Origin of the sequence: Pseudomonas sp. GD03842 (assembly GCF_029841165.1) — a bacterium.
GTDB lineage: Bacteria > Pseudomonadota > Gammaproteobacteria > Pseudomonadales > Pseudomonadaceae > Aquipseudomonas.
Genome location: NZ_JAOCEA010000020.1, coordinates 73,011 through 98,151, shown reverse-complemented (window position 1 = coordinate 98,151; position 25,141 = coordinate 73,011). Strand labels below are relative to the sequence as shown.

Sequence of the window (25,141 nt, the reverse complement as noted above, 5' to 3'; positions counted from 1 at the left end):
GGTGAATCAGCGTCAACATCGCCAATGGATCAGCTCGCCGAACCCGGACTAATGGCTTCATAGGGATAGCTGACCGCTGTAACGGCGAATCACCGTCAACTGGCCAATGGATCAGCTCGCCGCAACCGGACCGATGGCTTCATCGCTGTAGCCCGCCTACCACCGTCACGCCAATGCTATGATGCGCCGCATTCATCGCTCAGGATTGCCTCGCGCCCCATGGATTACCGTAAGCCCTCCGACCGTAAAAGCATGCACTCGCGTATCGTTCAGGACATCGGCATGCAGATCGTCTCAGGCCGCTTCAAACCAGACGACAAACTCCCCGCCGAAGCCTTGCTCTGCGAAGAATATGCGGTCAGCCGTCCGGTCTTGCGCGAAGCAACGCGCGTGTTGGTGGCCAAAGGGCTGGTGTACTCGCGCCCGCGCGTCGGCACGGTGGTCAAGCCCCGACGTGAATGGCACATTCTGGATCCTGACGTTCTGCACTGGCTGATGCAATGTTCCCCTCAGAACGAATTCTTTGCACTGCTGACCAGCGTGCGCAGCATCATCGAACCGGCTGCCGCCGCCCTCGCCGCCCAGCACGCTACGCCTGAGGAAGTCGCCGCCATCGGCGAAGCCTACGAGCGCATGGCCCTCGCCCCGACCGTCGAAGACGTGCTGCAACCGGACCTGGATTTCCACAGCCGCATCGCCGACGCCACCCACAACGACCTGCTGGCGCACCTGTGCAACATGCTGTCGCTCGCGCTACGCGAAGCCTTGAAGCACTCCAATCAGCGGCCAAATCTGCACGAATTGGCGCTGCCGCGTCACAAGGCCATCCTCACCGCCATCGAAAACCGCGATGCGCTGGGCGCGCATCACGCCACGCTGGTGCAACTGGACGATGCGCGCAATGCGCTCAACGTCGTGCTGGGTAAAGGGTTGTAAACCCTTGGACGCTCTGAGCGTAGCGCTGACTGCCCGGCGGTCATCGCGCGTCACTGCGGCTTATATTTTCTGCTAAAAGATCGCGCGATGGCGACTAAGACGCTTGAAACAGGGATCCATTCAAGACGGGACGTCGCCCAGTTTCCTCAGTCCTGCGCCTCGCCCACAACAACAACAACAACAACAACAACAACAACAACAACAACAACAACGTCAATCGTCGCCCCTTGCCGGGCGCAGCTTTCGTATGCTCTGTTCAGCTGTCATCCTACTGACGCATTCACCGCGCCTGCGCGATCTGCTGGCTGGACACCACCGAAGATGAATGTGGCGAATGCGCAGTAAGCGCTCGGTCCGATATACCGCTCACTCCGAAAGCCCGTGAGCGCAGGTTTGAGCTTGGCAGGCACTCCTATGCTCAGACGGGTACCAGGTCGTTCGGTCAGGGCAGGTAAATCCTGAACACCCCGCCACCCAACTCGCCGCCGTTGGCGATTTCGATGCGTCCGCGCACACCCTGCCGCTGATGCTGGCGAGCGATATTGGCAGCGAAGTACAGACCCAGCCCGGTGCTGCCGCTGCGTTGGTTGATGCCCAGCACATAATCGGCCTGATGCGCGATCATCGGTTCAGGAAAGCCAGGCCCGTCATCGTTGACGCTGATGACCAATTGTTGGTCTATCTGCCTGGCCGAAATCAACACCTCCTTGCGCGCAAAGCGAATGGCATTGATCACCACGTTCGAGACCACCGAGCCGATCAGCTCGCGGTCGAAGAAACCCGGCAGACCGAAGTCTTCAACCTCATACCGGGCCGCGATGCCGCGGCTGGCGAGAACTTCCTGGTGAAAGGCCAACTGGGCTTCGATGAAGTCATCCAGCTCGTGATAATCCGGGCGCAACGGCAGTTGGTTCACGCCCAGTTTGTATAAGCCCAACAACTGCACCAGCATGCCGTTGAGGTGTGCGAATTCGTAATCGATCACCCCCTGTTCCGCGGTGCCGCGCTGCGCCTCGGGCAATTGCCGGACCCACTGACCATGGGCTTGGATCAGCGACGCCAGCGAGTTCTTCATGTCATGGACGGTGGAGGCGATCACCATCGAAAAATCCAGCCCCAGTTCCTGATCCGTCATTCGCCGAATGCCTTGAGCCGCAGTTTCTGGTAGCGCTCGTAGCGCGGGTCCGTCTCGGGCATCATGCCCACCATTTTCAGGCTGTTGCGACACTCCTGCAGGCTGGCCGCGTCAAGGTTCTGCACCCCCATGTGCAGTAGCGACTGGGCCATATTCAACGCGATACTGATGTTCTTTGGTTGCAGTGCCAGGCCTTTACGGAACAGGTCCTGTGCTTCACCCAGCTTGCCGGCGCGGTAACTGCGGATGCCTTGCAGGTTGAAATCGATCGCCGCCTTACCGGCGCTGAGGATGTCCGGATCGTCGGTCTGTTTGGCGATGTTCTGCATGACCTGCGGATCGTCGCCGTAGATTTCCGCACAGCTTTTGAGAATGTTCGCGCCGGCCGATTCCTGGCCCAACTGCTTGAGCTGCGCGGCCACGGCGAGCGCAGCGTCGGCGCTGAGAAATTGCTCCATGCCTTCCAGACGGGTCATGGCCTGCTCAGTCAGTTTCGCCGCCATTTCCGGGTCGGAGGTCGCGACGCTGGTCGCCTTCATCAAACGGGCGCGCACCTGCAGACCGGCATCGTGGGTGTGCTCCTTGGCCACTTCACCGAGGGTCTGGTTGATTTCGACCCGGGTACGGGCGTCGAGCCCCCGTTCGCCACCTTTGCTGATCAGCGCCTGCGCCAGCCCCAGATTGGTTTCGGGGTCTTTGAAGCGTGAAAACTGCCCTTGGGAAACGGCTTGGCGATAAGCCTTGGAGGCGCTGTCGAAGTCCTGATTTTCCAACGCCAGCTTACCCAACAGCCGTTGGCGTCGGACCGCATACGGCGACAGGCGCACGGCTTCTTCCAGCATTTTCTGCGCTCGGCGCCCGTCGCCGCTGGTGATCAGCACGTCGGCCAAACCGTCGAACAGCACCGGCATGCTGTTGAAGGCGCGAATGGCTTCCTCATAAACGCCTTGTGCTTCGGCGTTGCGGCCTCGTTTATGAAGCAGCTTGCCCAGTGCCGAATAGGCCCATGGCTGGGGACGGTCGGCGAGTATCGACTTGAGGAAGGCTTCCAGCGGTTCGAACTGATTCAGATCACGCAAGGCGTCGGCCTTGTAACGCATGCACAACGGCGCAAAGCGCGGATCCTGTTTGGTCAGGTTGACGCAAGCGGCCAGCACTTCGGCCGGCTTGCCACGGTCCAGGGCCTGGAGAATCGGTTTGAGCACGGTCTTGCGCTGGACGATTTTTTCCAGTCGCTGGGCAAGGCTGGCGCGGTTGAACGGCTTGGTCAGGTAAGCGTCAGGCTCCCATTCCAGCGCACTCATCACCATTGCCTGGCTGTTTTCGGCCGTGACCATGACAAACACGCTTTCATGGCTGATCAGGCGATCAGTCATCAGGTCTTCGAGCACCTGCTGGCCATTTTTCTTGCCATCGCCCAGGTTGAAATCGTGAAGGATGAAGTCATAGCGCTTTTGCGAACAGGCTTTGATGGCCTGTTCACCGTTGTCTGCAGTGTCCACTTCCTTGACGCCCAATTCGCGCAGCATCGACCTGACCGAACTGCGGAAATCGGAGAAATCATCGACGATCAGAAAGGTTTTTTGGTTCCACGCCAGCATCGAGATTCCTGTCACGGGAGAAAAAATCGGCCCAAGGGCAATTACACAATACGTCGACGGCATCGCCCCCGTGCTGCGGGTGACGATGATAGCCAACATCAATTTGCCATCAAGCTAATTCATACCAGCTCGGGCGAGTTGCGGTGCGGTGAATTGCCGCTTGTCCGGGTTATCGGCGGCGCAGGGGTAAAGCTTAGGTGATGGGCGCGGGAAAAAGCGACCGTGATCGCAGATTGCACGTTTTGAACCGTCCGCACGGCGCCCCTCCATTGTCAGACCAACACCTCTCATTGCGCTGGAATGTCCACTCGCTAATGGGTGCAGGATCGTCGAGATGAGGGCGTTCATCTGCTTGTTTCGAAACCGGTAAAGTCCGGGATTTCTCCGCCGATACGCAGGGAAAGCGCCTGTGTGCCGCCCCCTCCTCCCTGCCCGAGTACTCTCCATGTCCTGGCTCTCGAATCTGAAACTCAAGACCAAATTGCTGTCTGCGTTTTGCCTGTGCGCACTCATCACGGTTGTGATCGGTGTGCTGGGACAGACCGGTATTTCCCGCCTGTACGATCTGTTTCAGAACACTGTCGAGGACAACCTGGTCTCGATCGCCAAAGTGGACTCGGTCAAGGCCAACGTCATCGCCACCAACCGCGACTTCTACAAGGCACTTGCCCTGAGCGCCACCAAAGCGAGCCCGGACGAAATCAACGCCGCGATTCAATCGCTGAAAGAAAACCAGGCCCAGGCGGAAAGCGAGTTCAAGGTTTATCGCGGGACACCGCTCGAGGCAGATGAGAAAGCCGCTGGCGATGACTTCGAACGGGATTGGGCCGCCTACTCGTCCGCCATGCAAAGCACCCTCACGATGATGCAAAGTGGCGACATTGACCAGGCCAGCAAGCAGGCGGCGAGCAGCGTCACACCCAGCTATCGCAAAACCATGACCGAGCTGAAGATCATGATCGAATCCAACGCCCGCCAGGCCCGCGAATCGGCACAGGCCGGTGTCGAGACCGACCGTCAAGTCAGTTGGATGCTGGGCATCGGTGCGCTGCTCGCGGTGCTATGCGCCATTGCCTTGGGGTTGATCGTCACCCGCATGATTACTCGTCCGATTTTTCTCTCGGTCGACAGCGCCGCGCGCGTCGCCAGTGGCGACCTGACCCAAACCATCGCCAGTGGTGGCGAAGACGAAACCGGCCAGTTGCTCAAGGCCTTGTCGAATATGCAGGGCAACCTGAAGAACACCGTGCAGCAGATCGCCAACGCCTCGGACCAATTGGCCTCGGCTGCCGAGGAACTGACCGCTGTAACCGACGACAGCAGCCGTGGGCTGCAGCGCCAGAACGACGAAATCCAGCAGGCCGCAACAGCAGTCAACGAAATGACAGCGGCGGTCGAGGAAGTCGCCCGCAACGCCGCCAGCGCATCGCAAGTCTCGACCCGCACCGCTGAGGAGGCGGCCAAAGGGCAACATCAGGTGCAACAAGCCGTCGCGGCGATGAACACCATGACCGTCGAAATCAATGATTCGACCCAGCGCGTCGAGGCGCTGGCCGGCCAGATTCGCGACATCACCAAGGTGCTGGACGTGATCCGCGGCATTGCCGAACAGACCAACCTGCTGGCACTCAACGCTGCGATCGAAGCCGCACGCGCCGGTGAGCAGGGCCGCGGATTTGCCGTGGTGGCCGACGAGGTCCGCGCACTCGCTGCCCGGACTCAAGCCTCCACTGGCGAAATCGAATCGATGATTTCTCAGGTTCGCAACGGCGCTGACGAGGCGGTGCATGCCATGGGCAAAAGTCAGGCGCTGGCAGTCAATACCCAAGGCCTGGCGACCGAGGCAGGGCAGGCACTGGAGCGCATCAGTGAAGGCGTCAGTCAAATCAACGAACGCAACCTGGTCATCGCCAGCGCCGCAGAAGAACAGGCGCAAGTGGCTCGTGAGGTCGATCGCAATCTGGTGAACATCCAGGACCTTTCGGCACAGACGGCTGCGGGCGCCAACCAGACCAACGCATCGAGCCAAGAACTCTCGCGGCTGGCCATCTCCTTCAACAGCATGGTGGGCAAATTCACGCTTTAACCCTTGCCGCCAGTGTCGTAGCGCGCCCTGTCGGCGGAAGATCGGCCTTTGCCGCCGTCGACAAAACGCGCCGTCATAGGCCATGGAGCTGTCTTTCGGCCACCTGTGACACATTGGCGTATTGACTAAATAGTCATCTGTTTTGTCGCAAATCACATTTCGGGTACAATCGCCGCCTTTCGCGGACCTGGACCTGATGAGCGGGTTTGCGAACTGTTTGTTGTTTACTCAAGCTGCTGAATCCAACGATTTAACAAAAAGCCAGCGCGGAGGGACACACAACTCGAGGTCTGCATCATCGGCCTTGACCCCACCCTCGCCCGCCGGGCGCGAAACCGAAACCGTCACGTCGGACCCGACGCGGCCATTCGGTTTCGCCTCGACCAAGCGGCAGGCGGATAACGTTAAATCAAGTGGAAGGCACCATGATCAAAACGACGAGCAAGGCGCTGCTGGGCCTGGCGATTTCTTTGGGGATGCTTCAAGCCCATGCGGCCGAAAGCAAAAAAGTGGACGTGCTGCTGATCGGCGGCGGCATCATGAGCTCGACGCTGGGTGTCTGGCTCAATGAGCTGGAACCGGGCTGGTCGATGGAAATGATCGAGCGCCTTGATGGCGTAGCCGAAGAAAGCTCCAACGGCTGGAACAACGCCGGCACTGGCCACTCTGGCCTGGCGGAGTTGAACTACACGCCTGAAGACAAAGACGGCAAGGTCAACATCTCCAAAGCCATCGAGATCAACGAAGCCTTCCAGGTGACCCGTCAGTTCCTGGCCTGGCAAGTGCGCAGCGACGTGCTGAAAAACCCGCACTCGTTCATCAACTCCACACCGCACATGAGTTTCGTGTGGGGCGATGACAACATCAAATTCCTCAAAAAACGTTACGAGGCCCTGCAAGCCAGCCCGCTGTTCCGCCCAATGCAATTCTCCGAGGACCACGCGCAGATCGCCAAGTGGGTGCCTCTGATGATGGAAGGCCGCGACCCGAACCAGAAGCTGGCCACGACCTGGACGCCGATCGGCACCGACGTCAACTGGGGTGAAGTCACCCGCCAATACGTGAGCTCTCTGCAGACCCGCCCGAACTTCAACCTGAAGCTTTCCACCGAGGTCGAGGACATCAAGCGTAACGATGACGGCAGTTGGCACGTCTCGTACAAAAACTTGAAAGACGGCACCACTAGTGGCACCGACGCGAAATTCCTGTTCATCGGCGCAGGCGGCGGCGCGTTGAAGCTGTTGCAGAAATCCGGCATTCCTGAAGGCCGCGACTATGCAGGCTTCCCGGTCGGCGGTTCGTTCCTGGTGACCGAGAACCAGGACATTGCCATGCAGCACATGGCCAAGGCCTATGGCATCGCCTCTACCGGCGCGCCACCCATGTCGGTTCCGCACCTGGACACCCGCGTGCTGGACGGCAAGCGCGTGATCCTTTTTGGCCCGTTTGCCACCTTCTCGACCAAGTTTCTGAAGCAGGGTTCGTACCTGGACCTGTTCAGCAGCATGACCACCCACAACTTCTGGCCGATGACCAAAGTGGGCATCGAGCAGTACCCGCTGGTCGAGTACCTCGCCGGTCAGTTGATGCTGTCTGACGATGACCGCTTCAAGGCGCTGCAGGAGTATTTCCCGCATGCCAAGAAAGAAGACTGGCGTCTATGGCAAGCTGGCCAGCGTGTTCAGATCATCAAGCGTGATGCCGAAAAAGGCGGCGTGCTGAAGCTGGGTACCGAAGTCGTTTCCTCGCAGGATGGCAGCATTGCCGCACTGCTGGGCGCCTCGCCAGGTGCGTCGACCGCAGCGCCAATCATGCTGAACGTGCTGGAGAAGGTCTTCAAGGACAAAGTGGCAACGCCTGAGTGGCAAGCCAAGATCCATCAGATCATCCCAAGCTACGGCACCAAGCTGAACGACTCGCCGGCTGCAGTGCAGCAGGAATGGAACTACACCGCCGAAGTCCTGCAACTGGACAAGCCGCCGGTCATCGACCAGAGCGTCGGCACGCGCACCGAGCCGAGCAAGCCGCTTGAAAGCAAGCCTGCAAACGACATGGCGCTGTAATGCCGCTGATGCGGTAAACACGAAAGCCACGGGGCGCAAACCCCGTGGCTTTTTTTATGCGCTTCGCGCTAGACGGTGTAGGCGTAAAAACGCGTGTCCACGGCCATCAAAGGAAAACTCGCTGGAAGGTCGGTCGGCTCGATCAGCTCGAAGCCGTGCTTCTCATAGAACCGGTGCGCAGCGAGAAATTTAGCCGTCGTTCCCAGATAGATTCGCGTCACACCTCGCGCAGCCGCAGCTTCCATCAGGCACTCGAGCAGACGTTTCGCCACGCCAAACTCGCGCCCTCGCCATGCAGCCGCCACAAACATCTTGCGCAGCGCGACCTCATCGTTGCCGATGTCTTTCATGCTGATCGTGCCAATCACCCGCCCTTGCGCACGAGCCACCCAGAAATCGCCTTTGCCTGCCTGATAAAAGGAAGGAATAGCCATCAGATCGGGTTGGTCTTCGGGGGTGATATCGATACCAAATTCTTCGCGTTGGATCGGCACGATCACGTCAATGATGCCCTGCTCATCGCCAGGCACATAACGCTCGATGGTGATATCTAGAGGGGTCATCAACCTATCCTTCAGCAGGGCCAGCCGGGTTGGCCTGACGGTCGCAAGCGATCCAAAAACAGAGCCTGGACTGGGAAGCGTATTTGAAATGGTGTCCCAGGCGAGGTTCGAACTCACAACCTTCCCCTTAGGAGGGGGATGCTCTATCCAATTGAGCTACTGAGACACGGTGCCGGCGCCTGAACGGTGCCAGCGAGACGGCGTGCATGTTAACGGCAAGCCATTGTTTTGTCATGTCGTGATTGGCGTTTCGAACCATGGTCTTACGTTGATCGAACCTGTGGGAAAGGTCCGTCATGCAAAATGCAATGTCGGCAGTTGGGATCCTTGCAAACTGCAACCCACAACCATTGCAATTCAAATATAACTCATTGTTTTTTAAGGATTATTTTCTGATATCAGCTTGGCATGCACGCTGCATTCTCTCTGATCGTGCAAATCCCTTTCAGACACCTACCCACGTGAAGGTAAACGAGATGAACATGACGCTCTCCCTCCTGAATGCCGCAGCCCTTGTTGCATTGGTAGCCTTCCATTTTCAAGACAATGCCAGCCAGACCGAGAACGTCGCACAGCAAGCCCAACCGCATTATCTGGTTAAACAGGCGCCTCGCTATGCGGCAATGCAGAGCCACCGCTCCGACGCCATGCTGGCCACTGACACAGACGACGCTATTCCTGTTGACCGCACCGAACGCTGGGTGTTCTGAATTATTTGCACGGTGTCTGAAACACCCGTTTTTCCTTTTTTACGAGAACTGCCATGTCAAAAGCTGCTCTGTCCTTCCTTGTTCTGACCTTGATGGCTCTCGCCGTAGATCAATTGCTAGACGCATCGCTTGAGCCATTGGGGCTGATTGCGAAGATCAGCGCTGGCGTATTCGCCATGTTATTCCTGATGTCATTGATCGTTGGCCGTCGGATCAAGTTCGACCCGGTACTGCGCCAAGCCAAGCCGTAGGAACGGTTCCCGCGCAAGCCTGACTCGACTCATCAAACGCATTTCGTTTATTGCCGCACCGCCCTCCCTTCCTTGATCGCGTGACCCTTCGTCTCTTTCCTGAATGTTTTCTCGAAAATATCCGCGATGGGCTCTACCCTGAAGACAGATAGCCATCACGGCGCAAGCCCGCGTAGTCTGCGGCCGCCGGGGGTGACGGGTGCCTCGGAACTTTGCTAACCAGAACGCATTTCTGATAATTGGTGCTGGCTAAACGCCTTTATCTAGTTCAATATTTGTCACAGATTTGACGCCAAGGTTTCGACGATTTGCTGCATCATGTCGGACCTTTATGCTGGGCAGGTTGAACATTTCGCCGTGAAGACAGTCAGACTGTTGAATCTCGCGGCCCAATGCATGAACCGCCTCCCTTTTGAACTAAATCGGTTAAAAATATGAGCCCTATGAAACAGGCCAATTATTCCAGTCGCACAGCTGACAAGTTCGTTGTCCGTCTTCCGGAAGGCATGCGCGAGCGCATCGCCGAGGTCTCCAAGGACAACCATCGCAGCATGAATTCTGAAATCATTGCACGCCTCGAACAAAGCCTGATTCAGGAAGGCGCGTTAGGGGATGAGGCCAAGCTTCGCCTTGACAGCCCTGAGCTGTCATTGCACGAGCGCGAGTTGCTGCAACGTTTTCGCCAACTCGCCCATCGTCAGCAAAACGCGTTGGTGTCGCTCATTGCTCACGACACCAGCTTGGGCGACGAAGAATAATTCGATCGCGCAGCAAGTAGAGAAAAAGCCAGCAATTGCTGGCTTTTTTTGTGCCCGCCCACCCGCGCTATCGCGGTGACGGACATTGAACAACCGCGCTGTGCGGCGGTTGCTCAGGAGAGGCGCGGCTTGATCAAAGCAGAAACAGCGTCGCCAAGCCCAGGAAAATGAAGAAGCCGCCGCTGTCCGTCATGGCGGTAATCATGACACTGGAGCCCATCGCCGGATCACGTCCGAGTCGTGCGAGCGTCATGGGAATCAACACGCCCATGAAGGCTGCCAACAACAGATTGAGCGTCATTGCGGCAGTCATCACCACACCCAATGACCAACTGTGATAAAGCATGTAGGCGACCACACCAATCACTCCACCCCAGATCAGACCGTTGACCAGTGCAACGCCCAGCTCCTTGCGCATCAAACGCGAGGTATTGCCGGTGCTCACCTGGTCCAGCGCCATGGCGCGGACGATCATGGTGATGGTCTGGTTACCCGAATTACCACCAATGCCCGCCACGATCGGCATCAGCGCCGCCAGCGCCACCAGCTTTTCGATGGAACCTTCGAACAGGCCAATCACCCGCGAGGCGATGAAGGCGGTAATCAGGTTCACGGCCAGCCACGACCAGCGGTTGCGCAGCGAACGCCACACTGAGGCGAAGATATCCTCTTCTTCGCGCAGACCGGCCATGTTCAAGACTTCTGTCTCGCTTTCCTCACGAATGAGGTCGACCATCTCATCAATGGTCAGCCGGCCGATGAGCTTGCCATTCTTGTCGACGACAGGTGAAGAAATCAGGTCATAGCGCTCGAAGGCCTGCGCGGCTTCGTACGCATCGCCGTCCGGATGGAAGCTGACCGGATCGTTGGCCATGACTTCGGACACCTGCTTGTCAGGGTCGTTGACCAGCAGCCGCTTGATCGGCAACACACCTTTGAGCACACCGTCGTGATCCACCACGAACAGCTTGTCGGTGTGACCAGGCAGCTCCTTGAGACGGCGCAGGTAGCGCAAGACCACCTCGAGGCTGACATCCTCGCGGATGGTGACCATCTCGAAGTCCATCAGGGCCCCGACCTGATCCTCATCATAGGAGAGCGCCGAACGCACCCGCTCACGCTGCTGGCTGTCCAGCGCTTCCATCAACTCATGAACGACATCCCGAGGCAGCTCGGGTGCAAGGTCGGCGAGCTCGTCCGCGTCCATTTCCTTGGCAGCGGCGAGCAATTCGTGATCGTCCATGTCGGCGATCAACGTTTCGCGGACAGAATCGGAAACTTCGAGAAGAATATCGCCGTCGCGCTCAGCCTTGACCAGTTGCCAGACCGTCAGTCGGTCCTCAACAGGCAGGGCTTCGAGAATATAGGCAACGTCGGCGGAGTGCAGATCATCGAGCTTGCGTTGCAGCTCGACCAAATTCTGCCGGTGAACGAGATTATCAACACGCTCCTGGTGCTGACCATCCTGGCGATGTGTCAGGTCTTCCACGACACGCTGACGCTGCAACAGGTCGATAACCTGGGCCAGACGATCCTGAAGGCTTTCCTGAGTCTTCTTTACTTCTATTTCGGTCATAGGCGAACTCCACTCCCAGCAGTGGACCCGCCGGAAGATCAATCAGTCGATTCGTGATTGGTACAGCTTGGTTCTAAATGGCTACTGGGTAAGTCCATGGAGGTATTCCACAAGCCCCGGCGGGGCTGACGGGCGCAATCATACACCGCTTGCCGGGTTTGCATGTTAAAAATTCAACGCGGAACAATCGCTTGCAACACAATGCAAAGGTTTGTTCACACTTGACCACACCCCTTGGGCCGATAGCAAAACGCAGTTGCACCAAGGGTTTTACAAGGCGCCACGGTACGACGTCACATCCCGAGAAGAAAACACGCTCGCCGCCCCTTTTTCATCTGACTAGCCTGCCTGGACATTCGCCAAGGAGGAATGCGCCATGGGGTTCGACACTCGGAATATCGTCATTGCTGCGCTGCTCGGACTGCCCGTGTATGGATGGACGGCCACGGTCAATCGCTGTGAAGACGAACGCGGTCATATCACCTTCACAACCTTGAGCTGTCCGGCCGGGCAAGCATCACGCCTGCAGAAAGCGGACAGCCCGTTGCCAGGCAGCCCGCCCCCCACCATCCTGACGTCCACCAAGGCCGCCAAGCCCACCAAGCAACCTTCAGAGGACCTGGTGATCGTCGGCCAACGGGACGATGGCTGCGGAAATGTGTTGAGCGCGGAACAACGGCGCAAGGCGATCATCAATCAGCAGACACCGACAGGCATGACCAAGCGGGATGTGGAAAGCCTGCTTGGGAAGCCTGACAAAATCATCGGGCGTAACGGTGAAGTGCGCTACGTGTACGCCGAGAAAAAAGGCAGAAGCCGACAGGTCGCGTTCGACGAGCACGGATGCGTTAAAGGTGGCCGCTCTAAAAGCAGACCCTAGAAAAGCAAAAAGCCCGCATCTGAATGCGGGCTTTTCGTTTTATGGTGCACTCGACAGGATTCGAACCTGTGACCGCTCGGTTCGTAGCCGAGTACTCTATCCAGCTGAGCTACGAGTGCAGGTGGCGCTTTTTAAACCAGTTCACCTCTGGCTTTTTGCATTTTACTTCTGGAAATGAGTGGCTCTTCCGAAGACCTGTTTAAGTCAGGCTCTTTTTTAAAGCTGCTGTAAGTATCACTACTCACAACGCTTAAATGGTGCACTCGACAGGATTCGAACCTGTGACCGCTCGGTTCGTAGCCGAGTACTCTATCCAGCTGAGCTACGAGTGCATTTGTTGCCGCGCATTATAGGCCGTCAAATCTCTTGGTCAAGCACTTTTTCTAGTAAATTCAACCACTTACCGAAGAAGCCAGATTACAACGTACTAAGCAAATAATGGCGGAGAACGGGGGATTCGAACCCCCGACACCCTTTTGAGGTGTACTCCCTTAGCAGGGGAGCGCCTTCGGCCACTCGGCCAGCTCTCCGCAACACGGGGCGTATAATAACCACCCTTTTCCCCGTTTGCAAACCAAAAATTCAAATAAAATTAATGGCTTGGTTCCTCATCCTTCTCTTTCTTGATGCGCAGGTAAATCTCTTCGCGGTGAACAGCCACTTCCTTGGGCGCGTTGACGCCAATTCGTACCTGATTACCTTTTACGCCGAGCACCGTCACGGTGATCTCACCGTCACCGATAATCAGGCTCTCTGCGCACCGACGGGTCAAAATCAGCATACCTATCTCCTCAACCTGAATTCAGGGACTGCAGACTGCACAACCGAAAGGTGTCGGCCCTGCCACAAGCGGCAACGGGCCAGCACCCTGAGTATTGACTAGCGCCGGAAAAAAACACTTTTTTCGCACGCGCGTCGGACACACAAAAAGGCGCGGTTTCCACCGCGCCTTTCGTCCCCGCCGTTATTCGCCCTTGCGGGGCGCGTCGAGCTCGAACGCCGTATGCAGGGCGCGCACGGCCAGCTCCAGGTATTTCTCCTCAATGACGACCGAGACTTTGATTTCGGAGGTCGAGATCATCTGGATGTTGATGCTTTCCTTGGCCAGCGATTCGAACATGCGGCTGGCCACACCCGCGTGGGAGCGCATACCGACGCCGACGATGGAGACCTTGGCGATCTTGGTATCGCCGATCACCTCGCGGGCACCGATTTCCTTCGCGGTATTTTCCAGCACGCTCAGGGCTTTCTCGTACTCGTTACGATGCACCGTGAAGGTGAAATCCGTGGTGTTATCGTGCGCGACATTCTGCACGATCATGTCCACTTCGATGTTCGCGGCACTGATCGGGCCAAGGATCTTGAAGGCAACGCCTGGGGTATCCGGGACGCCACGAATGGTCAGCTTGGCCTCGTCACGGTTGAAGGCGATGCCCGAAATGATCGGCTGTTCCATGGATTCCTCTTCATCGATGGTAATGAGGGTACCCGGACCCTCCTTGAAGCTGTGCAGCACGCGCAGCGGGACGTTGTATTTGCCGGCGAACTCCACCGAGCGGATCTGTAGCACCTTGGAGCCGAGGCTGGCCATTTCCAGCATCTCTTCGAAGGTGATCTTCTCCAGGCGCTGCGCCTGCGGCACGACACGCGGATCCGTGGTGTAAACGCCATCGACGTCCGTGTAGATCTGACATTCGTCAGCCTTCAGCGCGGCGGCAAGCGCCACGCCCGTGGTGTCGGAACCGCCACGCCCCAGTGTCGTGATGTTGCCGTTTTCATCGACACCCTGGAAACCCGCCACCACCACGACACGACCGGCCTTCAGGTCGGAGCGAATCTTGTGGTCGTCGATCTGCAGAATGCGCGCTTTGTTGTGCGAGTTGTCAGTCAGGATGCGCACCTGATTACCGGTGTAAGACACCGCCGGCACACCGCGCTTGATCAGTGCCATCGCCAGCAAGGCGATGGTGACCTGCTCGCCGGTGGAAACGATCACGTCCAGTTCGCGAGGATCCGGTTGATCGTTGATCTGCTTGGCCAGGTCGATCAGGCGGTTGGTTTCGCCGCTCATGGCGGACAGCACCACCACCAGATCATCACCCGCTTCGCGGAATTTCCTGACCTTGTCGGCCACCTGCTCGATGCGCTCGATAGAGCCCACGGAGGTGCCGCCAAATTTTTGTACGATTAAAGCCATCTCAAAGCCGCCTCGGCCCGTTAGGGCGCCCGTTAAACATTCAAACCGCGTAGCGCCGCAGCCCCCTTGGCGAGGGCTGCGATGGGTCGACTTAAATTCCCTGTTCGGCGAACGGAACCGCCAGCGCGAGCGCTGCGTCCAGGCCGGCAGCATCAACGCCACCACCCTGTGCCATATCAGGACGACCACCACCTTTACCGCCCACGGCGGCGGCCGCTTGCTTCATCAAATCACCGGCTTTGAGTTGGCCAGTCAGGTCCTTGGTGACGCCTGCCACCAACACGACCTTTTCCTCATGCACACCGCCGAGCAGGATCACTGCGCGGCCGAGTTTGTTCTTCAACTGGTCCACCAGCGCCAGCAGGGCTTTGCCGTCCTGCCCGTCGACACGGGCGGCGAGAACCTTGGCACCCTTGACCTCCACCGCAGCGTTCGACAAGTCGTCGCCCGCCGCGCTGGCCGCCTTGGCCTGTAGTTGTTCCAGCTGTTTTTCCAACAGGCGATTGCGCTCCAGGACAGCTGTCAGCTTGTCCAGCAGGTTGTCGCGATTGCCTTTGATCAGGGTCGCGGCTTCCTTCAATTGTTCTTCGGCAGTGTTCAGGTACGCCAGCGCCACCGCGCCCGTCACAGCCTCGATGCGACGTACGCCGGAAGCGACACCGCTTTCGCTGACGATCTTGAACAGCGCGATGTCGCCAGTGCGATTGGCATGGATACCGCCGCACAGCTCAACGGAGAAATCTCCCCCCATGGTCAGTACGCGAACAGTGTCGCCGTACTTCTCGCCGAACAGGGCCATTGCGCCCTTCTTCTTGGCGGTGTCGATGTCGGTCTCTTCGGTTTCCACCGCGGTGTTCTTGCGGACCTCTGCGTTGACGATGTCTTCCAGCGCCTTGATCTGCTCAGGCTTGATCGCTTCGAAATGGCTGAAGTCGAAACGCAGGCGCTGGCTGTCGACCAGCGACCCTTTCTGCTGGACGTGATCGCCGAGCACCTGACGCAATGCGGCGTGCAGCAAGTGCGTGGCCGAGTGGTTCAGGGACGTCGCCTTGCGAACTTCTGCGTCGACTTCGGTCTGCAGTGCGGTGCCGACAGCCAGGCTGCCGGAAACCTGCACACCATGGTGCAGGAAGGCACCGCCGGTCTTGGTGGTGTCGCGCACGTCGAAACGCGCAGCGCCTGCCGACAGGTAACCGCTGTCGCCGATCTGACCACCCGATTCGGCATAGAAAGGCGTCTGGTCGAGCACCACGACGCCCTCCTCTCCCTCGTTCAGGTGCGGCACCGACTGGCCGTCCTTATAGATGGCCACGACTTTCGCCTCGCCGTGGGTAGCGTGGTAGCCGGTGAACTGGGTGGCGACGTCCACTTTGACCAGGCTGTTGTAGTCCATGCCGAAGGCGCTGGCCGAGCGTGCGCGCTCACGCTGAGCGTCCATTTCACGCTCGAAGCCGACTTCGTCGAGGGTCAGGTTGCGCTCACGGGCGATATCGCCGGTGAGGTCCATCGGGAAACCGTAGGTGTCGTACAGTTTGAACACGACATCGCCCGGCACGACCGTGCCCTTGAGCTCGGCAAGGTCCTGTTCGAGAATCTTCAGGCCTTGCTCGAGCGTCTTGGCGAATTGTTCTTCTTCCCCTTTCAGTACGCGCTCGATGTGCGCCTGTTGGGACTTCAGCTCGGGGAACGCATCGCCCATCTCGGCCACGAGTGCGGCGACGATCTGATAGAAGAAGCTGCCTTTGGCGCCGAGTTTGTTGCCATGACGGCAGGCGCGACGAATGATCCGGCGCAGCACATAGCCACGGCCCTCGTTGGAGGGCAGCACGCCATCGGCGATCAGGAAGCCGCAAGAGCGAATGTGGTCAGCGACGACTTTCAGCGAAGGCTGGTTGTCGTTGGTGCAGCCGATGGCCTTGGCCGCCGCGCTCAACAGGCTCTGGAACAGATCGATCTCGTAGTTCGAATGCACATGCTGCAGCACCGCGCTGATCCGCTCCAGGCCCATGCCGGTGTCCACCGATGGCGCTGGCAGTGGGTGAAGCACACCGTCGGCGGTGCGATTGAACTGCATGAAGACGTTGTTCCAGATCTCGATGTAACGGTCACCGTCCTCTTCCGGCGAGCCGGGTGGGCCGCCCCAGATGTCGGCGCCATGGTCGTAGAATATCTCGGTGCACGGGCCGCAAGGCCCGGTATCGCCCATGGTCCAGAAGTTATCGGAAGCGTAAGGTGCGCCTTTGTTGTCACCGATACGAACCATGCGCTCGGCGGGTACGCCGACTTCCTTGGTCCAGATGTCGTAGGCCTCATCGTCGGTGGCGTACACCGTGACCCAGAGCTTTTCCTTGGGCAGGTTCAGCCACTTTTCGGACGTCAGGAAGGTCCAGGCGAAGGTGATGGCATCACGTTTGAAATAATCGCCGAAGCTGAAGTTGCCCAGCATTTCGAAGAAAGTGTGGTGACGAGCGGTGTAGCCGACGTTTTCCAGGTCGTTGTGCTTGCCCCCGGCTCGCACGCACTTCTGGCTGCTGACAGCACGGGTGTAAGCCCGCTTTTCCTGGCCCAGGAAGCAATCCTTGAACTGGTTCATGCCTGCGTTGGTGAACAGCAGGGTCGGGTCATTGCCCGGAATCAAGGAGCTGGAGGCTACACGGGTGTGGCCTTGCTCTTCGAAGAAGCGAAGGAAGGCTTCACGGATTTCTGCGCTTTTCATAGGTTCTTCCACGGGAACTGCGGCCGGAGCCAGGTGCATAACGTCATTCGACGAAACGACGGCAAAGGGCCGCATTATATAGGCGTTGCTGCAACGGTACAGTCACTTTGTACGATAGAAGCTGCCAATTGGTTTATTGATCGACTATCGGCTGCCGAATTCGGCGAAGGCCGCTACCACCTGTTGGATCTGCGCCGCATTGACGTCCAGATGCGTGACCATTCGCAGGCGCGGCGCCGCGCTCAGCACGATCCCCCGCTCGGCACAAAAGGCCCTGAGTCTTTCGGCACGTTCACCGATCTGCACGTAGACCATGTTGGTGTGGACAGGCTCGACTTCGAAGCCCAGCTCGACCAGCGACTGGCCCAGGAGCGCAGCATTGCCGTGATCCTCGGCCAGGCGAGCCACCTGATGCTCCAGCGCATACAATCCGGCCGCCGCGAGCAAGCCCGCCTGACGCATGCCGCCACCGACCATCTTGCGCAGGCGTCGTGCCTTGGCGATGAACGCGTGAGACCCACAGAGCACCGAGCCCACCGGCGCACCCAAGCCTTTGGACAGGCAGACCGACACCGAGTCGAAATGGCGGGTGATTTCTCGGGCGTCGACCCCGAGCTTGACCGCCGCGTTGTAGAGACGCGCGCCGTCCAGGTGCAGGCTTAGCCCTTTCTCGTGGGTCAACCGGCGGGCAGCTGCCAGGTAGTCCAGCGGCAGCACTTTGCCTTGCATGGTGTTTTCCAGTGCCAGCAAGCGGGTACGCGCAAAGTGAAAGTCATCCGCCTTGATGGCCGACAGGACCTGATCCAGGTCCAGTGAACCGTCGGGTTGATTGTCCAGCGGTTGCGGCTGGATCGACCCCAGCACCGCCGCGCCACCGCCTTCGTATTTGTAGGTGTGCGCTTGCTGCCCGACGATGTACTCATCACCGCGTTCGCAGTGCGCCATCAACCCCAGCAGGTTGCTCATGGTACCCGTGGGTACGAACAGCGCGGCGGCGAATCCAAGCCGCTCGGCCAGCCAGGACTCCAGTTTGTTGACCGTGGGATCTTCACCGTAAACGTCGTCGCCCAGCGGCGCATTCGCCATGGCTTGGCGCATGCCGGCGGTGGGTTGGGTCACTGTGTCGCTGCGCAGATCGATAACCGTCACGATGGAGCTCCCTGAAAAGATGGCCTGAACCTCTGGTGGTGAGGCCGGAGCGAACGATAATCAAGGCTGAACACAGGATTGCCAAGCCGTGCTTATAAGAAAAGGCGATGAAACCCATCGAAACGGCTACATGCATGGCAGGAGAATCTATGTTACAAACGGCACGCCGACGACAGATGCCGTCGGCGACGTTCTCAGGGCGGGGTGCGATTCCCCACCGGCGGTGATGGCGCGAAACACGTCTAGCCCGCGAGCGCTTTTGCCTGGATGTACTGGGCAAAAGGTCAGCAGATCTGGTGCGATCCCAGAGCCGACGGTCATAGTCCGGATGAAGAGAGAACGGGGTGGGTACCGCAGGATCGTCTCGTCATTGCTTCACAGGGGCATTACGCCTCTGAGCGTGGACGACCGTACCCTGGCCTCCCCTTCGATCCAACACGCCCTGTTTGTTCATTAAACAGGAGTCAGAACAGATGCAACCCACCGCAATCCACGCTCACGAGCGTGTCGCCTTCATTCAAGCCTGCTGGCACAAAGACATTGTCGATCAGGCGCGCAAAGGCTTCGTCGCCGAGATGGCCCAACATGGCTACACCGAAAGCGACATCGATTTCTTCGAAGTCGGGGGCGCTTTCGAGATCCCGCTGCATGCCAAACTGCTGGCCAAGACCGGACGCTACGGCGGCGTGGTCGCTGCCGGTCTGGTAGTCGATGGCGGGATCTATCGTCACGAATTCGTCGCCCAATCAGTGATCAGCGCCTTGATGCAGGTTCAACTGGAAACCGAAGTACCAGTGTTCTCGGTGGTCCTGACCCCTCACCACTTCCATGCCGGTGAAGAGCACCACACCTATTTCTTCAATCACTTCGTGCACAAGGGCCAGGAGGCCGCGAAAACGTGTGCCGACACGCTCACCAAGTTGCGCGCCGTGCGGCGCCTGGGCGAGCCGCAGAAAGCGGCGGGCTGATCGACATGGCGGCGCTCCCGCGAGCGCCGCTTCCCCTCTCCAGACGCAATGGGTTCAGGCCAACTGCTCGTCGGTGGTCGGTACGATCAAAATCCCTGCACGCAGCCCGTTCTTGACCTTCGGATTGGGGAAAATGATGCGCGCGCCCTCCTCCTCGACCACCCAGCGCGAATCGGCCAGGTCTTCGGCCAGCACATACCCTTTGTCCAGTTGGGTGAAATTCTCGATGTCCGCCGGCAAATGCAGCCGGAACGCATCGCTGTGCTTGATGATTTCCCGTGCCACGCTGAACAGCTTCAACCCGTCGAGCTCGCCCCCCACCAGCGGCTCCGTGCCCTGAATCAAGTGGTCGAGCATGGTCCGCAAACGCGACAGGTCGACGTGCTGGTTATGCCCGAAGGGCCGAGCCTTGCCCAATTCCAGGGTGAAGGCCTCTGCTTCCAACTTGTCATAGGTGTAGGCGCTGAACACCACGGAGGGCTTGTTCTGCAGCAAGACCGCATTCATTCCCGCTCCATGCAGCCGCACCAGCTCGCGACGTGAATGCTGGCGTCCTTCCTTCCAGGGATAGAGCGCAAACTGCTCGATCTTCGAACCTCGAATGGCCGTGTGCAGGTCGTAATGCAGCCGATACCGACCGGGTACACTGAAAAAGCTGGCTGCCAAACGCTCGAGTTCGCAGGCCCTGATCGCCTCGTTGCCACTGCTGAGCTCATGGCGCCCGTTGAACAGCCGGTTGACGTCCTGCTCCACATAACGCTCGCCACGGCGCATCGCTTCGGGATTGCCGAACAGGAACAGGATGCGCGCCCGGGGTTTGAGCTCGCTGCGGGCGATGGCATGGATCAGGTCATCGAGCAGTTCGATGGGCGCGGTTTCATTGCCATGGATGCCCGCGGACAAGAGCAGGTCCGTGCCATTGTCCCTGGCCTCGGGTGGACGAACTTCCAGTGCCCCCTCGGCCAGCCAGCGCATGCGCACGCCTTCGACAGTCAGTTGAGTCTTTTCGGCGGGTTCACGTCCCGCCAACGTCAGTTCAAGCAGTTTGCCGAGGGCGAGCATGGGAATACCTGCCAGAGATTAGTGGTTGCAGTCCGGGCCATGCACATGCCCATCGTCTTGCTCGCCCGACTCGGCCGCCTCCATTTCCAGTTGCAGGCTCACCAGGTTGGTCGCCATCGGACGCAGCAGCAGATTGGCGTACTCGGTATCCCCCTCATCGACGTCGACGCCGATGAGCAACTGGCCACGGCCGTCTTGCTGAATCCACACCTCCTTGCCTTGCCAGATCACGGCGAACCGCGTGCAGGACGTTTCCAACTGGGTGCCGTCGGTGTCTTCAAGAAGCAAACGCAAGGCGTCGGTCATATCAACATTCTCTCTGTGAAACGCGAAGACATCGCTCGCCCGGGATGATCAGGCCATACGCGATGCCATGGATGCATCAATCGATCTGGAAAGGATAGACCGCGCCCAGCTTCAGGTGCTGTGTCAGTTCATCCAGCGCAGTACGGCATTCGATCAGCAATTGCGGGTCGGCCAGATCGTGTTCGCTGAGGCGATCACGATAGTGCCGGTCCACCCATTGGGTCAGGGTGTCGTACAGCGGCGCGGTCATGATAACGCCTGGGTTGACCGCCGCCAGTTCCGTTTCATTCAACGCCACTCGCAGGCGCAGGCACGCCGGCCCTCCGCCGTTCTGCATGCTCTGTTTCAGGTCGAAGACTTTCACCTCACGAATCGGACTTTCATCGGCAATCAGGCGTTGCAGGTAAGACCACACGCGCGCGTTGCTGCGGCACTCTTCCGGCACGATCAACACCATCGAACCGTCCGGGCGGGACAGCAGCTGGCTGTTGAACAGGTAGGACCGCACGGCATCCTCCACGCCGACCTCGATGCGCGGCACGCAGATCGCCTGGAAGCGTCCGCCGCGACGTGCCAGCTTGTCATGCAGTTCGCGCAGCACGTGGTCGGTGTTGAGGAAAGCATCCTCGTGGTAGAACAGGACCTCGCCGTTGCCGACGGCAATCACGTCGTTGTGAAAAACGCCCTGATCGATCACTGCCGGGTTCTGCTGCGCGTAGACCACGCCGTCATCGTTCAGGCCGTGCAGCCGGGCGACCGCCTGCGACGCCTCGAGGGTCTGGCGTGCCGGGTACTTTTGCGGGGCAGGAAAGCGAGTGTCGAAGGCGGAGCGGCCGAACACGAAGAATTCCACCCCGGCTTCGGCGTAACTGCGGCAGAAGCGCGTATGGTTGGCAGCGCCCTCGTCACCGAACTGGGCGACGGCAGGCAACGCTGGATGGTGAGCGAAATGGGACGGATTGGCGAACATCGCGCCCAGCACGCGGCTGGTGGTCGGGTGTTCGATGCTGCGGTGGTATTTGCAATTAAGGTTGGCGGCGGTGAAGTGCACGCGGCCGTCGCCAGTGTCGGCGCTCGGGCTCACGGTCGCCGCGTTGGCAACCCACATGCTGGACGCCGAGCAACTGGCGACGAGCAGTGGCATGGACTGGCGCGCGGCGCGCTCGATGACCTGCGCATCGGTGCCACTGAAACCGAGCGTGCGAAGCCCGGCCACATCCGGGCGCTCCTGCGGCGCCAGGACCCCTTGGGTGAAGCCCATGTCCATCAGCGCTTTCATCTTCGCCAAGCCTTGCAAGGCCGCCTCACGCGGGTTGGACGACTGCTGGCAATTGCTCTGGGACGCAACGTTGCCGTAGGACAACCCGCCGTAGTTATGGGTCGGCCCCACTAGACCGTCAAAGTTGACTTCGCAGGATTTCATCGGTGAGGCTCCGTGGATCTGTTTTTATAAACATCAATGTTCGTGTGCAGCGCGGTCTTTGTAGGCGCGTGGCTTGTCCCGTGATCGACGGGAAACCCGTCGAAGTCAGGAGACGCGGTCAGTCTGAAGCAACGCATTTTCCGACCTTGCTGCCGCTTCGCGACAGATCGCGGGACAAGCCAGGCGCCTATACGTCAAGCGCGATACCGGGCGTCAGGCTCGTCGGCAATGCCAGCGCCTGGCTTTCCAGCGATGCCACCGGGTAGGCGCAGTAATCCGCCGCGTAATAGGCGCTGGCGCGGTGGTTGCCCGACGCGCCGACGCCACCGAATGGCGCACTGCTCGCAGCCCCCGTCAATGGCTTGTTCCAGTTGACGATCCCCGCCCGGCTCTGCAGCCAGAACTGCTGATAGCGAGGTTGCGAGTCTGACAGCAACCCGGCCGCCAACCCATATTGCGTGTTATTGGCTTCGGCAATGGCCGCGTCGAAATCCGTGTAGCGGATGACTTGCAGCAAAGGCCCGAACAGCTCTTCGTCCGAGCGATCCGCCACTTGGGTCACATCGAGAATCCCGGGCGTGAGTAACGCGGCATTGACGTCCGGCTGACTCATCTCGAGCAGCGCCACCGCGCCGCGGGCCAGTAACCGCTCCTGCGCATCGATCAGCGCCCGCGCCGCGCCCAGGGAAATGACCGAACCCATGAACGGCGCCGGTTGCTCATCGAACGCGCCCACCTGAATGGTCTCGCTCACTTGCACCAGCCGCGCCACGAACGCGTCACCCCAGGTACCGCGCGGAACGAGCAGGCGCCGGGCGCAGGTGCAGCGCTGGCCTGCCGAGATGAAGGCAGATTGGATCACGGTGTAAACCGCCGCATCGACATCGGCGACCTGATCCACGACCAGCGGATTGTTGCCGCCCATTTCCAGGGCGAGAATCTTGTCCGGACGCCCCGCGAATTGTTGGTGAAGGGCATTGCCCGTGCGACTGGAGCCGGTGAAGAACAGCCCGTCGATCCCGGCGTTCGCGGCCAGTGCCATGCCGGTTTCCCGCGCGCCTTGCACCAGGTTCAGAACGCCGGCCGGCAAGCCTGCCTCGACCCAGCACTGCACCGTCAATTCAGCGACTTTCGGCGTCAGCTCGCTGGGCTTGAAGACCACGGCATTGCCTGCCAGCAACGACGGGACGATGTGCCCGTTCGGCAGGTGACCCGGGAAATTGTAAGGCCCGAACACCGCCACCACACCATGGGGCTTGTGGCGTAGAACCGCCGTGGCGTCACCCAGCGGACCGCTCTTCTCTCCAGTACGTTCACGGTAGCTCTGGATCGAAATGGCGACCTTGTTGACCATGCTGGTCACTTCCGTGGCCGACTCCCACAAGGGCTTGCCGGTCTCCTCGCCGATGCAGCGAGCGAGCTCGTCGGCACGTCGCTTCAGCGTTGCGGCAAAGGCTTCCAGAACGGCGATGCGCTCCTCCAGCGTGCGAGTCGCCCAGGCCGGAAATGCCTGACGCGCGGCTTTGACGGCCGTGTCGACTTGCGTCGACGTGGCGCTGCGCCCTTTCCAGATCACCTGTTGAGTGACTGGATTCAGCGATTCGAACGGCTCGCCCTGCCCGTCCTGCCAGGCACCTGCGATATGCAACGTAGACATCAGACTCCCTCCCGGGCTGGAGACAGCGGCACCGCACGCACCTGATCGCCCGCAGTCAGACGCAGGCGCTTGGCCGTCGTGGGATCGACCACCAACGTGCCCGCGGCGAAGCGCGCCGGTGCCGCGGTGATGCGGCAGTCTTCGCGCTTGCGGTTGTGAATAAGGAAAGGCGTCGCGTCGTCCCCTGGCGTGCCCACGGCCAGCACCAACGCCTGGCTGTCGCGCACCGCGCGGATCTTGCCGGTCTCGCACTCAATGGCCGGCCCGGCGTCGAAGATGTCGACGTACCCCTGATAGCTGAAGCCTTCGGCCTTGAGCATCGTCAGCGCTGGCTCGGTGCTGGTGTGCACGCGGCCGATGACATTGCGCGCCGCCTCGGAGAGGAAACAGCTGTACAACGGAAATTTCGGCATCAGTTCAGCGATGAACGCCCGGTTGCCGACCCCGGTCAAGTAATCGGCCTGGCTGAATTCCATTTTGAAAAAGTGACGCCCCAGGCTTTCCCAGAAAGGTGAATGCCCGTGTTCGTCGGACATGCCGCGCATCTCGGCGATGATCTTGGCGCCGAACAATTCGGGAAACTCCGCGATGAACATCATGCGCGCCTTGGACAGCAGTCGGCCGTTGAGACCGTGGCGGTAATCCGCATGCAGAAACAGCGAGCACAGCTCGGAATTGCCCGTCAGGTCGTTGGCCAGAAACAGCGTGGGAATTTCACGGTAGATGTTCAATTCCTGCGAAGCGCTGACGGTCAGTCCGACGCGGTAGTTGTACCAAGGCTCACGCAAGCCCACCGCACCGGCGATGGCCGAGATCCCGACCACACGCCCGTCGTCGTTTTCGAGGACGAACAGGTAGTCGGTGTCGCCCCGTTCGGCTTCGCCACGAAAGGTTTTCTCCGCCCAGCTCACCCGGTGCGCCAGACGCTCCTCATTGGCAGGCAGCGTGGTCAGGCCTGCGCCGGTGCTGCGTGCCAGGTCGATCAGCGCCGGTAGGTCAGTGCTGCGTACGGGACGAACGATCATGCTTTCTCCTCACGCCGGGTCTTCATGGGGACACCGGCCAACTCGCTAACCTGCGATACGGCAGCCGCTGCGGCCACCG

21 protein-coding genes, 4 tRNA genes and 1 riboswitch are annotated in these 25,141 nt (G+C 59.5%); of the genes, 8 read left to right on the top strand and 17 right to left on the bottom strand.

What is annotated here, in order from left to right; genetic code table 11:
- Positions 1–219 precede the first annotated feature (219 nt).
- Positions 220–936, top strand: a complete 717-nt coding sequence (locus N5D61_RS23540) for a FadR/GntR family transcriptional regulator (RefSeq protein WP_108238179.1) — start codon at positions 220–222, stop codon at positions 934–936.
- Between the two features lie 442 nt (positions 937–1,378).
- Here the strand turns inward: N5D61_RS23540 and N5D61_RS23535 are convergent, their stop codons facing one another.
- Positions 1,379–2,071, bottom strand: a complete 693-nt coding sequence (locus tag N5D61_RS23535; RefSeq protein ID WP_279894369.1) for a HAMP domain-containing sensor histidine kinase — start codon at positions 2,069–2,071, stop codon at positions 1,379–1,381.
- Complete coding sequence (locus N5D61_RS23530; protein ID WP_279894368.1) at positions 2,068–3,672, bottom strand: tetratricopeptide repeat-containing response regulator; 1,605 nt, start codon at positions 3,670–3,672, stop codon at positions 2,068–2,070. Before N5D61_RS23530 ends, N5D61_RS23535 begins: the two co-directional genes overlap by 4 nt.
- Before the next feature lie 445 nt (positions 3,673–4,117).
- Here N5D61_RS23530 and N5D61_RS23525 point away from each other — a divergent pair, with 445 nt between their 5' ends.
- Together N5D61_RS23525 and mqo are read left to right on the top strand one after the other, a co-directional pair.
- A complete protein-coding gene (locus tag N5D61_RS23525; RefSeq protein WP_279894367.1) occupies positions 4,118–5,758 on the top strand; it encodes a methyl-accepting chemotaxis protein in 1,641 nt (546 codons plus the stop codon).
- A 425-nt stretch (positions 5,759–6,183) separates the two neighbouring features.
- Positions 6,184–7,821 (top strand): malate dehydrogenase (quinone), encoded by a 1,638-nt coding sequence (gene mqo, locus N5D61_RS23520; RefSeq protein ID WP_108238175.1) that lies wholly within the window; start codon positions 6,184–6,186, stop codon positions 7,819–7,821.
- Positions 7,822–7,889: 68 nt separating this feature from the next.
- On the opposite strand, the gene N5D61_RS23515 is transcribed toward mqo, so the two are convergent.
- The gene (locus N5D61_RS23515) at positions 7,890–8,384 is read right to left on the bottom strand and encodes a GNAT family N-acetyltransferase (RefSeq protein ID WP_108238174.1); all 495 of its coding nucleotides are present in this window, start codon (positions 8,382–8,384) and stop codon (positions 7,890–7,892) included.
- An 89-nt stretch (positions 8,385–8,473) separates the two neighbouring features.
- A tRNA-Arg gene (locus N5D61_RS23510) sits at positions 8,474–8,550 on the bottom strand.
- Positions 8,551–8,860: 310 nt separating this feature from the next.
- On the opposite strand from N5D61_RS23510, the gene N5D61_RS23505 reads away from it, so the two are divergent.
- The 3 genes from N5D61_RS23505 (at position 8,861) to N5D61_RS23495 (ending at position 10,103) form a co-directional block, all read left to right on the top strand.
- A complete protein-coding gene (locus tag N5D61_RS23505; protein WP_279894371.1) occupies positions 8,861–9,094 on the top strand; it encodes a hypothetical protein in 234 nt (77 codons plus the stop codon).
- 53 nt (positions 9,095–9,147) lie between these two features.
- Positions 9,148–9,345 (top strand): PA3371 family protein, encoded by a 198-nt coding sequence (locus N5D61_RS23500; RefSeq protein ID WP_108238172.1) that lies wholly within the window; start codon positions 9,148–9,150, stop codon positions 9,343–9,345.
- A 434-nt stretch (positions 9,346–9,779) separates the two neighbouring features.
- Positions 9,780–10,103, top strand: coding sequence for an Arc family DNA-binding protein (locus tag N5D61_RS23495; protein WP_108238171.1), 324 nt, complete (start codon positions 9,780–9,782; stop codon positions 10,101–10,103).
- A gap of 133 nt (positions 10,104–10,236) precedes the next feature.
- On the opposite strand, the gene mgtE is transcribed toward N5D61_RS23495, so the two are convergent.
- Positions 10,237–11,679 carry a magnesium transporter gene (gene mgtE / locus N5D61_RS23490; protein WP_108238170.1) on the bottom strand — a complete coding sequence of 481 codons (1,443 nt, stop codon included), beginning with the start codon at positions 11,677–11,679 and terminating at the stop codon, positions 10,237–10,239.
- A gap of 376 nt (positions 11,680–12,055) precedes the next feature.
- Here mgtE and N5D61_RS23485 point away from each other — a divergent pair, with 376 nt between their 5' ends.
- Positions 12,056–12,559 carry a cell envelope protein SmpA gene (locus N5D61_RS23485; RefSeq protein WP_279894366.1) on the top strand — a complete coding sequence of 168 codons (504 nt, stop codon included), beginning with the start codon at positions 12,056–12,058 and terminating at the stop codon, positions 12,557–12,559.
- Between the two features lie 42 nt (positions 12,560–12,601).
- On the opposite strand, the gene N5D61_RS23480 is transcribed toward N5D61_RS23485, so the two are convergent.
- The 7 genes from N5D61_RS23480 to ltaE all read right to left on the bottom strand — a co-directional run bounded on the left by N5D61_RS23480 (position 12,602) and on the right by ltaE (position 18,621).
- Positions 12,602–12,678: transfer RNA gene (locus N5D61_RS23480), tRNA-Arg, on the bottom strand.
- Between the two features lie 136 nt (positions 12,679–12,814).
- Positions 12,815–12,891 (bottom strand) — tRNA-Arg (locus tag N5D61_RS23475).
- 107 nt (positions 12,892–12,998) lie between these two features.
- Positions 12,999–13,089: transfer RNA gene (locus N5D61_RS23470), tRNA-Ser, on the bottom strand.
- A 62-nt stretch (positions 13,090–13,151) separates the two neighbouring features.
- A complete protein-coding gene (gene csrA, locus N5D61_RS23465; RefSeq protein WP_002554426.1) occupies positions 13,152–13,340 on the bottom strand; it encodes a carbon storage regulator CsrA in 189 nt (62 codons plus the stop codon).
- A 183-nt stretch (positions 13,341–13,523) separates the two neighbouring features.
- A complete protein-coding gene (locus tag N5D61_RS23460) occupies positions 13,524–14,756 on the bottom strand; it encodes an aspartate kinase (RefSeq protein ID WP_108238168.1) in 1,233 nt (410 codons plus the stop codon).
- A gap of 91 nt (positions 14,757–14,847) precedes the next feature.
- Complete coding sequence (gene alaS, locus N5D61_RS23455) at positions 14,848–17,472, bottom strand: alanine--tRNA ligase (protein WP_108238167.1); 2,625 nt, start codon at positions 17,470–17,472, stop codon at positions 14,848–14,850.
- 144 nt (positions 17,473–17,616) lie between these two features.
- A complete protein-coding gene (gene ltaE, locus N5D61_RS23450; protein WP_279894365.1) occupies positions 17,617–18,621 on the bottom strand; it encodes a low-specificity L-threonine aldolase in 1,005 nt (334 codons plus the stop codon).
- A gap of 186 nt (positions 18,622–18,807) precedes the next feature.
- Positions 18,808–18,966, top strand: a riboswitch (FMN riboswitch).
- Between the two features lie 128 nt (positions 18,967–19,094).
- On the opposite strand from ltaE, the gene N5D61_RS23445 reads away from it, so the two are divergent.
- Complete coding sequence (locus N5D61_RS23445; RefSeq protein WP_108238165.1) at positions 19,095–19,589, top strand: 6,7-dimethyl-8-ribityllumazine synthase; 495 nt, start codon at positions 19,095–19,097, stop codon at positions 19,587–19,589.
- Between the two features lie 54 nt (positions 19,590–19,643).
- On the opposite strand, the gene astE is transcribed toward N5D61_RS23445, so the two are convergent.
- The 5 genes from astE to astA form a co-directional block, all read right to left on the bottom strand.
- Positions 19,644–20,651, bottom strand: a complete 1,008-nt coding sequence (gene astE / locus N5D61_RS23440) for a succinylglutamate desuccinylase (protein ID WP_108238164.1) — start codon at positions 20,649–20,651, stop codon at positions 19,644–19,646.
- Between the two features lie 18 nt (positions 20,652–20,669).
- Positions 20,670–20,957, bottom strand: a complete 288-nt coding sequence (locus N5D61_RS23435) for a topoisomerase II (protein WP_279894364.1) — start codon at positions 20,955–20,957, stop codon at positions 20,670–20,672.
- Positions 20,958–21,033: 76 nt separating this feature from the next.
- A complete protein-coding gene (gene astB, locus N5D61_RS23430) occupies positions 21,034–22,380 on the bottom strand; it encodes an N-succinylarginine dihydrolase (protein ID WP_108238162.1) in 1,347 nt (448 codons plus the stop codon).
- Between the two features lie 187 nt (positions 22,381–22,567).
- The gene (gene astD / locus N5D61_RS23425) at positions 22,568–24,040 is read right to left on the bottom strand and encodes a succinylglutamate-semialdehyde dehydrogenase (protein WP_279894370.1); all 1,473 of its coding nucleotides are present in this window, start codon (positions 24,038–24,040) and stop codon (positions 22,568–22,570) included.
- A complete protein-coding gene (gene astA, locus N5D61_RS23420; RefSeq protein ID WP_279894362.1) occupies positions 24,037–25,062 on the bottom strand; it encodes an arginine N-succinyltransferase in 1,026 nt (341 codons plus the stop codon). The genes astD and astA overlap by 4 nt, the downstream gene beginning before the upstream one ends.
- Positions 25,063–25,141: the final 79 nt, after the last annotated feature.

Coding starts and splice junctions, on each gene's coding strand:
- N5D61_RS23540 (WP_108238179.1), top strand. CDS start 220: ATGGATTACCGTAAGCCCTCCGACCGTAAAAGCATGCACTCGCGTATC.
- N5D61_RS23535 (WP_279894369.1), bottom strand. CDS start 2,071: ATGACGGATCAGGAACTGGGGCTGGATTTTTCGATGGTGATCGCCTCC.
- N5D61_RS23530 (WP_279894368.1), bottom strand. CDS start 3,672: ATGCTGGCGTGGAACCAAAAAACCTTTCTGATCGTCGATGATTTCTCC.
- N5D61_RS23525 (WP_279894367.1), top strand. CDS start 4,118: ATGTCCTGGCTCTCGAATCTGAAACTCAAGACCAAATTGCTGTCTGCG.
- mqo (WP_108238175.1), top strand. CDS start 6,184: ATGATCAAAACGACGAGCAAGGCGCTGCTGGGCCTGGCGATTTCTTTG.
- N5D61_RS23515 (WP_108238174.1), bottom strand. CDS start 8,384: ATGACCCCTCTAGATATCACCATCGAGCGTTATGTGCCTGGCGATGAG.
- N5D61_RS23505 (WP_279894371.1), top strand. CDS start 8,861: ATGAACATGACGCTCTCCCTCCTGAATGCCGCAGCCCTTGTTGCATTG.
- N5D61_RS23500 (WP_108238172.1), top strand. CDS start 9,148: ATGTCAAAAGCTGCTCTGTCCTTCCTTGTTCTGACCTTGATGGCTCTC.
- N5D61_RS23495 (WP_108238171.1), top strand. CDS start 9,780: ATGAGCCCTATGAAACAGGCCAATTATTCCAGTCGCACAGCTGACAAG.
- mgtE (WP_108238170.1), bottom strand. CDS start 11,679: ATGACCGAAATAGAAGTAAAGAAGACTCAGGAAAGCCTTCAGGATCGT.
- N5D61_RS23485 (WP_279894366.1), top strand. CDS start 12,056: ATGGGGTTCGACACTCGGAATATCGTCATTGCTGCGCTGCTCGGACTG.
- csrA (WP_002554426.1), bottom strand. CDS start 13,340: ATGCTGATTTTGACCCGTCGGTGCGCAGAGAGCCTGATTATCGGTGAC.
- N5D61_RS23460 (WP_108238168.1), bottom strand. CDS start 14,756: ATGGCTTTAATCGTACAAAAATTTGGCGGCACCTCCGTGGGCTCTATC.
- alaS (WP_108238167.1), bottom strand. CDS start 17,472: ATGAAAAGCGCAGAAATCCGTGAAGCCTTCCTTCGCTTCTTCGAAGAG.
- N5D61_RS23445 (WP_108238165.1), top strand. CDS start 19,095: ATGCAACCCACCGCAATCCACGCTCACGAGCGTGTCGCCTTCATTCAA.
- astE (WP_108238164.1), bottom strand. CDS start 20,651: ATGCTCGCCCTCGGCAAACTGCTTGAACTGACGTTGGCGGGACGTGAA.
- N5D61_RS23435 (WP_279894364.1), bottom strand. CDS start 20,957: ATGACCGACGCCTTGCGTTTGCTTCTTGAAGACACCGACGGCACCCAG.
- astB (WP_108238162.1), bottom strand. CDS start 22,380: ATGAAATCCTGCGAAGTCAACTTTGACGGTCTAGTGGGGCCGACCCAT.
- astA (WP_279894362.1), bottom strand. CDS start 25,062: ATGATCGTTCGTCCCGTACGCAGCACTGACCTACCGGCGCTGATCGAC.